The organism is Polyangium sp. y55x31, from assembly GCF_029946505.1.
Lineage (GTDB): Bacteria > Myxococcota_A > Polyangia > Polyangiales > Polyangiaceae > Polyangium.
Genome location: NZ_JARZHG010000031.1, coordinates 63,111 through 77,196, shown reverse-complemented (window position 1 = coordinate 77,196; position 14,086 = coordinate 63,111). Strand labels below are relative to the sequence as shown.

Here is a 14,086-nt window from a genome sequence, read left to right as displayed (position 1 = left end):
GTGCGTCACCAAAAATTGGGCCCTCGGGCGTCGCTTCCGGTAGGGGGGCTTCATGATCATCGCGCTCACCGGACAGAAGGGTGGGATCGGCAAGAGCACCACGGCGGTGAGCCTCGCCGTGGCGGCGCTCTCGCGAGGACAGCGCGTGCTCCTCGTGGACGCCGATCCGCAGGGCACGGTGCGCACGTGGGGCGAGGTCGCGAGCGAGGCGGGGCACAAGACGCCGACCATCGTCGCCATGGGCGCGCAGATGCACCGACCCGGGCAGCTCGATGCGGTCTCTCCCGCGTACGACCTCACGATCATCGATTGCCCGCCGCGGCACGGAGAGATCTCCCGCTCGGCGCTCATGGTCGCGGACGTCGCCGTCTTCCCCTGCGGGCCGACGGCCGCCGACGCCTGGGCGCTCACCGCCGCGATCGAGGTGTTCCAGGAGGCGCGCGCGCTCCGGGACAAACTCGCCGGCTGCGTCCTCATCACGCGCAAGCAAGGCCGCACCGCGCTCGCCAAGAGCGCGCGCACGGCACTCGAGACCTCGGGCCTGCCGGTGCTCGACACCGAGCTCGGGTTTCGCGTGGCCTACCAGGAGGCGATCGCCGTGGGGAAGGGCGTCACCACGTACGCCCCGCGCGACGCCTCCGCAAAAGAGATTCACCAATTGCTCGACGAGCTCACGAGGTTCCACCATGGCCAAGAAGCAAGTCGCGGTTTCGCTCCGCAAGCCGCCGTCGCCTGAATCGATCGACGCATTCGTCAGCGGAGACGAGCCGCCCGCGGTCGCGGCCGCGCCGAAGCGCGCCCGTCGCGCCCCGGCGAAATCGGAGCGCGCGGGGGCGTCCGAGCGGAGCACCCAAGCGTGGACCGAGACCTCGCCCGTCCCGCCGAGCGTCACGCCCGTCCCCGAGAGCGCCGTCGTCGCCGTCGAAGCACGCGCCACCGCGCCGGCCGAGCCTGCGCCTGCGGAGCCCGCGGCCGCGCCCGCCGCTCCGGCGCCTGCGCCGCTGCCCGAGCCGACGATCGTGGGAGGCGTGCCGCTCCGCGCCGTTACCATTTACCTCGCGCCCGAGCTTGCCGATCGCCTCACGATCCATTGCATTCAGCACGATCGCGACGTGAGCAACGTCATCGGCGAGGCCCTCACGAATCACCTCGCGCCGCGCCTCGGCGCCGGCACGACCGAAGCCGCCCCCGCGCCCGGCGACGCCCCGCCCCCGCGCCCCTCGGCCTTCTGGGGCAAGGCGCCCTTCCCGCAGGTGGAATGGCCGCCCCGCCGCTTCGATCAGATCGTCGAGATCGGCCGTATCCTGCTCGGCGTCGTGCGTCGGCGCGGATACGCCGCGACCGCGTAGTCCTGCGCGTGACGTATTTCCGTCTCGCGCGGGCGCCTCACATCGGAGAAATCTTGCAAGGCCGTTGAAAGCGCCCCGCCTTTGCGCTGAACATGGCCCCTCGGCGTCGGCCCCCCGTCGCCGTGACTTCGTTACACTGACTACTCTCAACGGTTGGTGGCTCTCGCTCGGACGTGCCGAGGGAGGCCTCCAATCCCCCTTACGAGGAGCTTCTTCCCATGCGAATGAGCCGAGTGGGTCTACTGTCTTTGTCTCTCGTCACGCTGTTTGCGCTCGGTTGCACCGGGGAGACCGGTCCGCAGGGGCCCGCAGGACAGCCGGGCACGGAGGGGCCGAGCGCGGACCCGAGCATCAGCGCCATCACGCCGAGCAAGGCGTTCGTCTCGCGCCGCGCCGAGGTCACGATCAGCGGCTTCAACACGACCTGGACCGACGCAGTGACGCTCGACTTCGGGCCGGAAATCACGGTCATCGAGAAGAAGATCGCGAGCCCGACGGCGATCGTCGCGGAGATCGAGATCTCCGACAAGGCCGCGGTCGGCGCGCGCGACGTGAACGTCACCGAGGGCGGTTCGACGGTCACCTACAAGGGCGCGTTCTCCCTCGACGCACCGCTCGAGGTGTCGGTCGAAGGCACGCAGGCGCAGGGCTCGATCCTCATCGCGAGCGCCAAGCAGAAGGACCTCTCGACGCCGTTCGACCTGACGTACACCGGCGACGGGTTCTTCGAGCCGATCGTCTACACGAACCTCGCCGTCTCCGGCTCGTCCGGCATCTTCGGCAGCGTGGAGGACGCGCAGCTCTACGGCGTCAGCATGCTCGTCTTCACGGACGTGAACACGCCCGCGGGCGCCGCGGACATCGCGGTCGCGAGCGGCCCGCAAGGCGAGGAGATCCTCTCGCCCGCGCCGGGCGGCTTGCAGATCGCGGCGCGGCAGCCGACCGCGCTCACGGCGGGCATGAGCGTCAGCGGCACGGTCGATCAGCCGTTCGCCACGCTGCTCTACTCGTACACGCCCTCGGGCCCGGGCAAGATCATCTCCGTCGAGGCGCTGGCCGACTCGGCCGACGCGACGACGGGCTTCGCGGTGCTGCCGTCGAGCGGCAAGTTCTCCGAGATCATCGCGTTCGAGGCGGCGCCCACGATCGAGGTCGGCGCCGAGCCGGTCTACTTCGTGTACTGGGACAACTCGGGCGTGTCCGGCTACAACATCGACGTGACGGTCAAGGAGATCGTCCCGGCGGAGGTCGAGCCGAACAACGCCTGCGGCGAGGCGCAAGCGGTCGCGTCGCTGCCGGCGACGCTCGACGCGTTCAAGATGGCGGACAAGGACGACCAGGACTGGCTCGTCGTCGACATCGCGGAGGCGGACGTGGGCAAGGTCATCCACGTCGTGACGTCGCCCGGCGAGGCGCAGACGGACACGGTCGTCGAGGTCGTGGGCTCGGACTGCACGACGTCGCTCGGCGTGAGCGAGGACTCGAACTACCACGAGGACTTCACGAGCGAGCCGATCCCGACGCCCGGCAAGTACTACATCAAGGTCTCGAACTCGACGTACGGCTACTCCGGCGCCCTGTACAACCTCTCGATCACGCTCGAGTGATCCCGCGCGCGAGGGGGGAGCGCGGTTTTCCTGCGCTCCCCCTCGCCCCGCCCATTTCCCAGAAAAACCTCCTCTGTGACCCGAATGCCTTGACGCTCGCGCGGGCCTTGGGAAAGCTCTGCCCGCTCGCCAAGAGGAGGGAACGTCATGACCACGCAAGAACCGTCGAAGCCGGCACCGCCCAACTGGCCCCGCATTTCGTCCGCGATCTACTACGAGGATTCGAGGGCCGCGATCGACTGGCTCTGCCGCGCCTTCGGCTTCCAGGTGCGGCTGCTCGTCGAGGGGGAGGACGGCTCTGTCAGGCACTCGGAGCTCGTCTACGGCGAAGGGCTCATCATGGTGAGTCATCCCAAACCGGAGAGATTCCCGCAGACGCGGGCCCCGAGCCAAATCGGCGGCGCGAACACGCAGAACATGATGGTGTACGTCGACGACGTGGAGGCGCACTGCGCGCGGGCCCGGGCCGCGGGCGCGAGGATCGTCCGGGAGCCGGAGACGGTCGACCACGGCGAGGAATACTGGTCGGAGCGCGGATACGAGTGTGTGGACATCGGTGGTCACCACTGGTGGTTTTACCAGCGGCTCCGCAATCCGAAGACCTGAACGTCAGGGGTTCTGCACCTCGATGGTGCTCTCGCCGGCGGCCTTGGGGACCTTCACCCACAGAGCGCGCGTCGCCGCTTCGTAATAGTAGCCCGAGGGCGCCGCATCGAATGCATCCCGGGTGGCGTGTTTGGTCGCTGCATTGCCGGCGACCGTGACGCCCGCCGGCTCCTCTTCCACGCGGACGCGGAACAACGTATCGACGAGCGTGCGCGAAATCGTCGCGGTGGCCCCGGTCGCCGTCGCGCTCGCCTCGACCTTGGTGACCGCGTCATCCGTATCGTGCAGCGAAAAACTCGAAGGCGCCGCGTCCGGGAACACGAGCACCGTCAGCTTGCCGGCCGAGGCAGCATTGCCGAGCCCGGTGACGTCGTCCGCGACGTGCATCGGCACGATCGCGCCCGACCGGAAATACAGCGGCACCTTTTGCAGATCGGTCGAGAAATCGGCGGACACCGTCGTCCCACCCTCGAGCGGCGCCGCCGCGGGTGACCAGAAATCATAATAACGCGCTCCCGCCGGAAGCTCGACGTCCCGCTTTCCCGTACCGTCGAGCAGCGGTGCCACGAAGAGCGCGTCGCCGATCGCATAACGATAATCGCCGGCCCAGCTCGCCTCCGCGCCCACGGGCCGGATGGGCACCGCGGCCCCGGCATAGGCCTCCTCGGAGAGGCTGTACCAGAAGGGAACGAGCTCGTGGTGCAGCTTCGACCAGAAGCGATAGATGTCCGCGATCTCGGTCCCATTCTGCGGCACGGTCCAGGGCGTGATGTTCGCGCGGCCGTGGAGCTGCATGAAAGGCGACAGCGCGCCGATCGCCGTCCAGCGCGCGAAGTTCACGGGGTCGAGCGGGATCTGCTCGCCGAGCAGGTCCTTGTCGTCCCGATCGAGATATCCGCCGATGTCCGATCCGAGCACCACGTATCCCGCGGCCGCCGAGCGGAACGTGTGATCGAGCGCGTCCGCGAGGCCCACCCAATCGCGGCGGTTGTCGCCCATCCACGCGACGGGCGCGTGCTCCTTGCGAGCGAAGAACCGGCCCTTGAAATCGTACGACTCGTCCCACGCGCGGACCATCGTGACGAACTCGCGCCCGCGCCGCGCTACGCCGTACGCAAGAAAATCCTGGTAATAGGCCTCCGAGTATTCCTGGTGCGGCACGGGCCCCGCGGCCGTCGTCACCGGATCGAGCCGGACGTAGCTGTCGCCGAAATCGATCTTCCAGCCGTCGATCCCCATGTCGAGCACGCCGTTCTGCTGCTCGTGCCACCAAGCCCGCGCCGACGGATTCATGAAATCGACCGCGGCGCCCGAGCCTTTCCACCACGAAAACCTGAGCGAATCCTCCACGAAATACCCACACGCCTCGCCCTCCGCGAGGTTCGGCGCGGCGCCCTCGTACGCATCGCCGCCCTCTTCGAGGTCGTACGACACCGAGTTCACGAGGTTCGTGATCCACAGGACGACCCGCACGCCGTCCGCGTGCATGTCCTCCACCATCTTGCCGAAATCGGGGTACCGCGAGGGGTTCGGGATGAACGTGTTGTAATGGGTCTCCCAGGGGCTATCGAGGACCACGGCGCCGACCGGGATGTCGCGCTCGCGGAAGCCGGACACGAAGGCATACGTGTCCGGGCCGTCCGAGATGTCTTTCGAGATCCACGGCTCGAACGCCCAGCGCGGCGTGTGGCGCGTCGGCTCCGGCAGGTTCTCGGCGGGCCGGACGCAGGGGTCGGCCGGGCCCGCGGGCGGTGTATCCGGATCCTCCGGGCACCCGAGGAGCGCGAGGAGGGACAAAGGCAGAGCACGGAGCGGGAGCGAAAGCATTTTCATTCCGCGAACCTATCGCGGCTCGTCCGCCCCTGTCATCCGCGCCGGCGCCGCCTGCCTCATTTCGAGGCGCGTGGTATGCTCGACTGCGATGCCCCCGATCACGCCGGTCGACATCCTCGCCCCCGCATTCAAGGCGGATCCATTTCCATACTATGCTCGCCTCCGGGCCGAGGCGCCCGTCTTTCGCACGAAGCTCGAAGACGGGCGCACGGTCTACTTCATCACGCGTTACGACGACGTCGTCTCCGTCCTCAAGGATCCGCGCTTCGTCAAGGACCGCACGAAGGTCCTCACCCCGGAGCAAGAGGCGAAGCAGCCCTGGGTCCCGGCTTTCTTGAAGCCCCTCGAGCGCAACATGCTCGACGTCGACGAGCCCGATCACCGGCGCCTGCGAAACCTCATTCACCAGGTATTCACCCCGCGCATGGTCGAGGACATGCGCGCGCGCGTGCAAGCGATCGCAGACGAGCTCCTCGCAAAGGTCGCTTTACGCGGCCGGATGGATATCGTGCGCGATTTCGCGCTCCCCTTGCCGCTCACCGTGATCGCCGAGCTGCTCGGCATCCCCGAGGCGGCGCGCCCCCGGTATCACCGTTTTTCGAGCGCCCTGATGCAGACCACCTCGAACCTGAAGATGATGCTCTCGCTGCCGCTCTTCTGGTTCATGGTGCGCGACCTGCGCGCGCTCATCGCGGAGAAACGCGCGCGGCCTCGCGACGATCTGCTCACCGCGCTCGTGCAAGCCGAGCAGGAGGGCAGCCACCTCAGCGAAAACGAGCTGCTCGCGATGATCGTCCTCCTGACCGTCGCCGGTCACGAGACCACGGTGAACCTCATTGCCTCCGGCACGCTCGCGCTCCTCCAGCACCCGCGCGAGCTCGAGCGTCTCCAGAAGGATCCCACGCTGCTCAAATCGGCCATCGAAGAGCTGCTCCGCTTCACGAACCCCGTCGAGATGGCGACCGAGCGATATGCGAGCGAGGACGTCGAGCTCGGAGGCGTCACGATCCCCCGCGGCGAGCTCGTCCTCGTGGTCCTCGCCTCCGCGAACCGCGACGCGGCGCAGTTCGAGGACCCGGACAAACTCGACATCACGCGCGACCCGAACCGCCACGTCGCGTTCGGCCAGGGCATCCATTATTGCCTCGGCGCCCCGCTCGCGCGGCTCGAAGGCCAGATCGCGCTCGCCACGCTCCTCCGCACGCTGCCCGGTCTGCGCCTCGACGCCGCGCCGAACACCCTGCGCTGGCGCCCCACGTACATCGTGCGTGGCCTCGAAGCGCTGCCCGTCGCGTTCTGATCCCCTTCGAAACACGAAACCCCCTCCCATCGCGGATGAGAGGGGGTCTCGGGATGTACGAGCGGAGGCGTCTTACTGCTTGTCGCCCTTGCCGCCCTTGTCCTTCGACTGCAGCGCCGAGAGGTCCTCGGCGACGATCGCCTTCGGGTTCATGATCTCGAAGAAGGCCCTCTTCGCCATCTCACCCGTCTCGCCCTGCTCCTGACGGAGCGCCATCAGAACGCCGCGCTCCTTCATGAACTTGAGCGTCTGGATCGCGCCCTTTTTCCGCGCCGCGTCGCCGCTCTTCGCGTCCTGCCAGAGCCGGTAACGAAGCACGACGCGCGTCTCGGAGTGCGGGCCGTTGTCGAACTTGAGGTTGTCGAACTGCGACTGCAGGCGCTGACGCGACCACTCCTGCGGCGTGTCCGCCACCTTGATGCGCGCGATCGCCTCGGCGTTCGTCACCCAGCGGTAGATGTTGCCGCGCTTGAAGTCCTCGTCCGACCAGTAGCCGAACGCGCGGAAGTAGTGATCCTTCAGATCGTTCAGCGCGTCGGGGCCGAAGTCGCCGTACATCGCGACCGTACGCGCCGCCGTCTCCGCCGTGCCGCCGAGGATCAACGCGAGCGCCGCCGCGTTGCGGATCTCCGGGTTCTGGAGCTTCTCGAAGAGCTTCGCCTCCGTCCCCTGATCGAAGCCGCCGATGCCGATCGCGCGGGCGTAGGCCATGCGCAGACCGATGTCGAGGTCGGGCGTGAGCAGGTCCGCGAGCTCGCCCGAGATCGCCGGCACGGGCTTGAGCGACAGCGTCGAGGCGTAGCAGGCGCCGATGAGCTGCTTGCGCGGCTCCTTCTTCGCTCCGTAGTCCTTCGCCTTCTTCGCGACCTCGCTCATCGTCTTGTCGTCGGCGCACCACGCGAGCGCGTCGCAGGCGGCCGCGCGGGCCTCCTCGTGCCACGACTCGTCCTCGATGAGCTCCATGAGCGGCTTCGAGGCGCGGTTGTCACCCCACTGCCCGAGGCCCTGCGCCGCGCCGTAGGCGACCGCGCGGAGCGCCATGCCGAGCATCGCCAGGCCCGCGCCGTTCAGCGCCTCCTGCGTGATGTCCATCTTCTTGTCGGGCTTGCGCTTGAACTGCTCGAGCAGCTTCGGGAACGTCGGCTCGTCCTTCATCAAGCCGACGTAGCGGAGCGCGCTCTGCGCCGTCTCGAAGGCCGTGGGGAAGGGAGGCTGCGCGCCCTCCTTCGGGAGCGGATCCTTCGGGAACGCCCAGTCGCGGAGATCGTTCTTGATCTTGTCGCTCTGCACGGCGGCGAGGAAACGCAGGCCGTTCGCGTGCGGCTGCGGGCGGTCCTTGATCCAGAAGATCACGCCGTCCTCGGCCGCGGCCTTGAGCTCGTCCTTCTTGTCGGGGTGGATCATCGCGAGGTCCGCGAGCATGCGGCTGGCGACGACGCGCGGCAGATCCGTGCGCGACAGGTGACCACCCTCGTCGGCCTCCCAGAACCGCTCCTGCGCGTAGAGCTTCGAGGGATCGGCGCGCATGCGCTCGCCGAGATACTTCGCCGCGCGGATGTCGCCGACCTCGGCGAGACGCGTGCCGGCCTCGCCTTGCCAGTGCAGCGTGGGCTTCGGCGACGCCTCGAGCCACTTCACGAGCGAGTCACCGACGCGCGGATCGGCGACGTCCTTCATCATCTCCATGAGCTGCTTCGTCTGGAACCACTCGCTCTCGGGCGGATCCTTCTTCACGCTGGCGAGCGCGAGCACGAGGCCCTCGCCGCCGATGCCGTCACGAAGCGCCTCCAGGAACTTCTGGCGGTTCTCCTTGCTGGACGTGCTGAGCGCCGAGAGCAAGGGCGCGCGCGCGGTCTCGTCGCCGATCTTGCCGAGGCCCGTGGCGGCCTCGCGGCCGACCTCGGAGTCGGGATCCTTCACGAGCTGGATGAGCGTCTGCGTCCACTTCGGGTTCGCGTCGCGCGAGAGCAGCGTGGCCACGAGCTGACGCACCGACGGGCTCTGATCACCCGCGAGCTTGGCGAACTCGTCGAGCGACACGAGGCTCGCGAGCCGCTCCGGATCGAACGCGGTGCCGCCGCCGAGACGCTCGACCTTCGACAGGAAGCCCTTCCTGTACTGGTCCATCGCGTCCTTGAAGACCTGCGGCTCCTTCAGCATGACGAGGGCCCACACGATCTGCGGCTTGTCGCTGTCGTCGGCCTCCTTGAGCGCGGCGAGCAGCCCCGCTTTGCCGGCGTCGCCCTTCGGCGAACCGTAGTAGGCGAGCACCTGCGCGGCGACGCCCTTCACGCGGTGATCGGGCTGTTCGAGCGCCTTGATCGCGTGCGTCACGCCCTCGGGATCTTCGGCGTAGGCGAGCTGGATCAGCGCCTCTTGCTGCAGGGCCCACTCGTTCGGGTTCGCGGCCCAGGTGCGCCAGCGCGGGATCTGGTCCTTCACGGGCAGGACGAAGATGTTCTTCTTCTCCTTGACGACCTGCTCGACCGTCATCTTCTCCTGGCCCTGCTTGATGCCGAAGAAGAGCGCGGCCGCGCCGCCGGCGACGATGAGCAGCGCCACGATGATCGTGACGGGGTTGAAGCGACCTTTCTTGAAGTCGCCGTCGCCGAAGTCGGCGCCGCCGCCGCCAGCGGGCGCGGGGGGCACCGCGCCTCCACCGGGCGCGCCGGGGAGATCGGCGTCGTCGGGCGGCCATTTCGCGAGGTCGAGCCGATCGGGCGTGCGGAGCCTGCGCTTGATGGGTTTCTCGGTGCCCCCGATCCCCCGGGGAGGAGGCTGTTTTCCGTTGGGAAGAGGAGACGGTTCGGGCTGTGAGTTCGGACGATCGAGCATGGTTCCTCCCCGCGTCGCTCTCGTGCGACCGGCGGAGCGGCGGCGCCGCTTTGCGGGGACCGAACATACCAGGGGACGCCTTTCGGGCGCAGCCGCAAAGAACTTGCTAAGGAGAACGGGTGCCGACGCCCGCCCCCGCTCCCTCCGATGGCAAGCTTCGCTCCTGGGTGTTTGCGGGCCTTCTCGGCCTCGGGGCGCTCGTGGGGGTCTCTCTCTTGCCCCGCGTCGTCCGCGGGGGGAGCCCGTTCGAGGGCAAGCCGGCGCCCGACGCGGTCTTCGCGGTCGCGGCGAACGGCGATCCCGGGGCGCGCATGCAGATCGAGAGCCTCAAGGGCCACCCGGTGGTCCTGGACTTCTGGGCGACCTGGTGTGGCCCTTGCGCCGCGCAGGCCCCGATCCTCGACCGCATCGCGCGCCGTTACGAGAAGCAGGGCCTCATCGTGCTCGGCGTGAACGCGCACGACCCGCCCGCGAAGGCGAAGAGTTACGCGGAAAAAAAGGGACTTTCGTATCCCATCGTGATCGACGCGGGCCAGGAGGCGGCGCAGGCGTACGACGTGCAGAACCTGCCGAGCCTCGTGGTCATCGATCGCGAAGGCCGCGTCGTCCGGTACATGACGGGCCTCGTCGACGAGGCTTCGCTCGACGAGATCGTCGCGGCGACGTTGTAGATGATGGCTAGGCCGCCGACGTCGCGCCGTCGGGCTCGCCGAGCGTGCTCGGCGCGCGCGTGACCTCCGCGCTCTCGGCCCCCGCGACCTCGCGGCGATGCTTCGCCCACTGGTGCGCGAGGAACCGCTCCACCGCGGCGAGCGCGTGCCCCGTGCGCTCCGACGGAAACACCTCGAACGCGTGCTGCGCGCCCGGCAGCTCCGCGTAGAGCACCGGCGCGCGGCTCTCGGCGCGCAGAAGCTCCACGAAGAGCCGCGCCTCCTGCACGGGCACGAGTGAATCACGATCGCCGTGCACCACGAAGAACGGCGGCGCGTCCTTGCGCACGAGGCTCATCGGTGAGGCTGCCTCGAACGCCGCGTGATCCTCGTCGAGCCGCTTCTTCATCACGCTCTTTTCGAGGATCGTGCGGAGCAGCGTGCCCTTCCAGATCCCGCGCCTGTCCGTGAAGTCGTAGACCCCGTAGAACGGCACGCAGGCTTGCACGCGCGTGTCCACGTCCTCGAAGCCCGGCTGGTAGCGCGGATCGTTCGGCGTGAGCGCCGCGAGCGCCGCGAGGTGGCCGCCCGCCGATCCGCCCGTGATCACGAGGAAGCTCGGGTCGGCGCCGTGCTCCTTGCCGTGCTCGCGGATCCAGCGGATCGCGCTCTTCACGTCGATCAGGTGATCGGGGAACGTGAAGCGCGGCGAGAGCCGGTAGTTCGCCGACACCACGACCCACCCGTGCGCGGCGAGCCGATACGCGAGGGGTTTGCCCTGGTCGTCCTTGCTCCCGATCACCCACGCGCCGCCGTGCACGAACAGCACCGTCGGCCGCGGCTTCGTGTTGCCGCGCGGCCGATAGACGTCGAGCTTGAGGTTCACGCCGCCCGCGCGCGAGAAGACGACGTTGCGCACGACCTCCACGCGACCGTCGAGCACCGGCAGCGGGAAGAGGCGCTGCCGGAGGGAAAAATGCTCGTCGACGTGCGCGCCGATCTCCTCGGGGATCACGCTCCGATACGCCGTCCCAAGCCCCTCGCGCAGCGCCGCCTCCGTCACGTCGCGCGCCTTGCGTGCATCGATCACGATCCGCACGAGCCCCACCCACGACAGCGTCACGACGAGCAGCGCGACCCAGCCGGGCCATCCGTCGAGCCCACCGGCCCACACGAAGAGGGCCGTCGCGACGGCTTGCCAGAACAGGTGATGCGCCGCGAGCTCGCCGGTCAGCCACGATGCGAAGAACCCCGCGCCGATCAGCGGCCAGAACTTCCGGGCCGGCCGGAGCGCGTTCAGCGTGAACATGGCGCCGACGGCGGCGGCCATCAGGAAAAGCACGGGAGCGGGGAGCAGGAAGGGCAGGGGCACGTCGCGTGGAGGATGACCGAGGCGCGTGGTGTTGTCCCGCGCCGAAAGGGCACGAAATGCGCCGTCGGGCGGGCGCTTCCCTGCGCTATCCTGCGCCGCGATGAAGAAGACGCTCGCGTTCGGAACGCTCGGCGAGCTGATCGTCCTCGTGCATGCCGAAGAGCCGCCGACCGACCCCGAATGGAACGCGTACATCGAGGTTTGGGAAGCGCACCACCGCGCGAGCGGCCGTTCCCGGTTGCTCGTCTCCACCGAGGGCGGCGCGCCCACGGCGGCCCAGCGCCACGTCCTCGACGAGCGCGTACGAAGGTTCGGCAGGGACTCCGCGCGTGCTGCGATCCTCAGCGAATCGCTCTTCGCGCGTGTCGTCACGAATGCCTTGAGCGCGATGGAGCACGCGCGCGCGACCCGTTTCCTCGGCCGGTTCGGCGACGGCGGCGGGCCCGAATCGTCCCAGATTTACCGCATGTTTGCCCGGACCGACCTGCGCCAGGCGCTCGTCTGGCTCGAGGTCTCCCCCGCGCGCGAGCCCGACGTCGTTCGCTTCATCGAGCAGCTCCACGCTTCGCTCGAACAGTAGCGGCTGAGCTTCACGCCCACACGTCTTCGGCCACGCTCGCCACGACCGCGTGCTGGAACCGGAACGTCCGCGCCCGATCGTACGTCCCCGTCAGGTTCAGCGCGATCTCGTCGAACGAAGCACACCGCGCGCGCCGGAACCCTTCCTCGTAGAGCATCGGCAGCACGTGATTGATCCCGAACACCACGGGCTCGCCCATCTCCGCGACGCCGTCGCGCGCCGCGATCGACGACGCGTCGCGCACGTCCCCCTGGCCCATGCGTTTGCCCACGTGGTCGAACAGGATCACCGAGCTCGGGTGTAGTTTCTCCGCGATGCGCCGCAGCGTCGCCCGCACGGCCGGTTCTTCCAGGTAATACGTCACGCCTTCCCAGATCAGGAGCGCCGGCAGGTCCGCGCGAAACCCGCTCGAATCGAGCCGCTCCACGAAATCGTTCACGGCGAAATCACACGGCACGTACGTCGCATTCTCGAACGGATACCCGGGCAGCGCGGACAGACGCGCGAGTTTGTCCGCCTGCGTCGTCGGGTGATCCACCTCGAAGAAGCGCACGCCCTTCTGCCCGAGCCGCGCCGCGCGGGTATCGAGCCCCGCGCCGAGCAGCACCACCTGGGTACACCCTCGCGCAAGCCAGCGCCGCGTCTCGCGGTCGAAGAGCGCCGTGCGCAGCGCCACGAAGAGCTCGATGTGCGGATAGCCTTTTTCGTAACGCGCCGCGTCCTCGAACCCGCCGGGACCGGCGAGCGTGCGGGCGAACGGATCGTCGCAGAGCGGCGTTTCTCGCTCCGTCGCTCGCGCTCGGAGGGCCGCCACCATCCTCGCCGTTCGGCTCGGCTGCTGCATCGCCCCAGAATGACAGGGTATGCCGCGGTGCGCAACGTCTGCGTTTCACCCGGGACGGACCGCACGCTTCGCTTGGGTGCGTCGGGGAGGACGTCTACGTCGAGGACGAGCGATTTGCGCGGGACGATGGTCTAGGCTCGAAATCCATGCGCGCCCTCGTCTCGCCATTCCTCTCGTTTTTGCTCGTTCTTGCTGCGTGCGGCGGCGGGCCGTCCGCGCAGCAGGAGCCGGCGAAGGCGCCCGTCGTCGAGGTCGGATCCGGCCCCGAGGCGCCGCCCTTGCCCGCGCAGGGGTCCGAGGAGGACGGCGCGACCGAGCCGCGGGAGGCGAAGGCGGTCGAGCCGGTCGAAGCCTGCATCGAGCGGATGCGCGAAGGCCAGGGTTTGCCCTCGGGCGCGACCGCCGCGCCCGAGGGGGCCAAATATGCCGAGACCCTCGCGGCCGAGCGGGCGGACAACATGAACGAAGCGCGGAAAGGGTATCTGCAGATCATCCAGCAATACCCGCAATCGCCCTACGTCCCGCTCGTCTATTTCGCGTTCGGCGAGTTCTTCTTCAAGGAGGGCCGGATGGACCCCACCAAGCTCGATCTCGCGGAGCAGTCGTACGTCAAAGTGCTCACATTCCCCCTGCCGGACAACACCGCCTGGATCGCGGCGAACGCCCGCCTCGCCGAGATCTACCGGCTCAAAGGCGACCCCCCGCAGGCGCTCCATTCGCTGAAGTGGGTCGCGGGCGCCGTGGCGAAAGAGCCTTCCGCGCAATGCGCGGCCGCGCTCGCCGCCCCCGCCCGCGCGGGCCTCGTCTTCGTGTATGCCGACGCGGGCCGGCCGAGCGCCGCGTTCGACTTTTTCCGGACGGCGAGCGGAGACAAGGGCGACGACCGCACGAATGCCCTCGCCATGGTCGTCTCGCTCGCGGAGCTCTACGTCCAGCAGCAAAAGCACGACGACGCGGTGACGGTCCTGCTCTCCACGAATGCGAGGTTTTACGACGCGACATATTGCCGCCGTGAGGGCCAGCTCGTGACGAAGCTCAGGTCCTCCGTCGCGACGAGGCGCCATGACGAGCTCGTCCGCGCGCACGCGCTGCATTGCGTCGCGCGCTGAG

The 14,086-nt window shown here is 68.6% G+C and carries 12 protein-coding genes; 8 read left to right on the top strand and 4 right to left on the bottom strand.

From position 1 onward, the window contains the following. Window positions 1-52: 52 nt before the first annotated feature. From parA to QHF84_RS37110, 4 genes are all read left to right on the top strand, one after another. The gene (gene parA, locus QHF84_RS37125) at window positions 53-736 is read left to right on the top strand and encodes a ParA family partition ATPase (RefSeq protein WP_281318273.1); all 684 of its coding nucleotides are present in this window, start codon (window positions 53-55) and stop codon (window positions 734-736) included. Beyond that, window positions 687-1,349, top strand: a complete 663-nt coding sequence (locus tag QHF84_RS37120; protein WP_281318272.1) for a hypothetical protein — start codon at window positions 687-689, stop codon at window positions 1,347-1,349. Before parA ends, QHF84_RS37120 begins: the two co-directional genes overlap by 50 nt. Window positions 1,350-1,567: 218 nt before the next feature. Beyond that, the gene (locus QHF84_RS37115; protein ID WP_281318271.1) at window positions 1,568-2,956 is read left to right on the top strand and encodes a hypothetical protein; all 1,389 of its coding nucleotides are present in this window, start codon (window positions 1,568-1,570) and stop codon (window positions 2,954-2,956) included. A gap of 147 nt (window positions 2,957-3,103) precedes the next feature. Further along, on the top strand, window positions 3,104-3,562 hold the full coding sequence (locus tag QHF84_RS37110; protein WP_281318270.1) for a VOC family protein: 459 nt from the start codon (window positions 3,104-3,106) through the stop codon (window positions 3,560-3,562). 3 nt (window positions 3,563-3,565) lie between these two features. Here QHF84_RS37110 and QHF84_RS37105 read toward each other — a convergent pair whose 3' ends face one another. Beyond that, window positions 3,566-5,395, bottom strand: a complete 1,830-nt coding sequence (locus QHF84_RS37105; protein ID WP_281318269.1) for a TIM-barrel domain-containing protein — start codon at window positions 5,393-5,395, stop codon at window positions 3,566-3,568. Between the two features lie 88 nt (window positions 5,396-5,483). Here QHF84_RS37105 and QHF84_RS37100 point away from each other — a divergent pair, with 88 nt between their 5' ends. After that, window positions 5,484-6,695 carry a cytochrome P450 gene (locus QHF84_RS37100; protein ID WP_281318268.1) on the top strand — a complete coding sequence of 404 codons (1,212 nt, stop codon included), beginning with the start codon at window positions 5,484-5,486 and terminating at the stop codon, window positions 6,693-6,695. Window positions 6,696-6,767: 72 nt separating this feature from the next. Here QHF84_RS37100 and QHF84_RS37095 read toward each other — a convergent pair whose 3' ends face one another. Further along, the gene (locus QHF84_RS37095) at window positions 6,768-9,530 is read right to left on the bottom strand and encodes a HEAT repeat domain-containing protein (protein WP_281318267.1); all 2,763 of its coding nucleotides are present in this window, start codon (window positions 9,528-9,530) and stop codon (window positions 6,768-6,770) included. A gap of 119 nt (window positions 9,531-9,649) precedes the next feature. Here QHF84_RS37095 and QHF84_RS37090 point away from each other — a divergent pair, with 119 nt between their 5' ends. Continuing rightward, a complete protein-coding gene (locus QHF84_RS37090) occupies window positions 9,650-10,201 on the top strand; it encodes a TlpA disulfide reductase family protein (RefSeq protein ID WP_281318266.1) in 552 nt (183 codons plus the stop codon). Window positions 10,202-10,208: 7 nt separating this feature from the next. Here QHF84_RS37090 and QHF84_RS37085 read toward each other — a convergent pair whose 3' ends face one another. Further along, window positions 10,209-11,552 carry an alpha/beta hydrolase fold domain-containing protein gene (locus QHF84_RS37085; RefSeq protein WP_281318265.1) on the bottom strand — a complete coding sequence of 448 codons (1,344 nt, stop codon included), beginning with the start codon at window positions 11,550-11,552 and terminating at the stop codon, window positions 10,209-10,211. A gap of 100 nt (window positions 11,553-11,652) precedes the next feature. Between QHF84_RS37085 and QHF84_RS37080 the strand changes: the two genes are divergently transcribed. Beyond that, the gene (locus QHF84_RS37080; protein ID WP_281318264.1) at window positions 11,653-12,132 is read left to right on the top strand and encodes a hypothetical protein; all 480 of its coding nucleotides are present in this window, start codon (window positions 11,653-11,655) and stop codon (window positions 12,130-12,132) included. A gap of 10 nt (window positions 12,133-12,142) precedes the next feature. Here the strand turns inward: QHF84_RS37080 and QHF84_RS37075 are convergent, their stop codons facing one another. Then, the gene (locus tag QHF84_RS37075; protein WP_281318263.1) at window positions 12,143-12,976 is read right to left on the bottom strand and encodes an SAM-dependent methyltransferase; all 834 of its coding nucleotides are present in this window, start codon (window positions 12,974-12,976) and stop codon (window positions 12,143-12,145) included. 146 nt (window positions 12,977-13,122) lie between these two features. On the opposite strand from QHF84_RS37075, the gene QHF84_RS37070 reads away from it, so the two are divergent. Next, window positions 13,123-14,085, top strand: a complete 963-nt coding sequence (locus tag QHF84_RS37070) for a tetratricopeptide repeat protein (protein WP_281318262.1) — start codon at window positions 13,123-13,125, stop codon at window positions 14,083-14,085. The last annotated feature ends 1 nt before the right edge of the window (window position 14,086 follow it).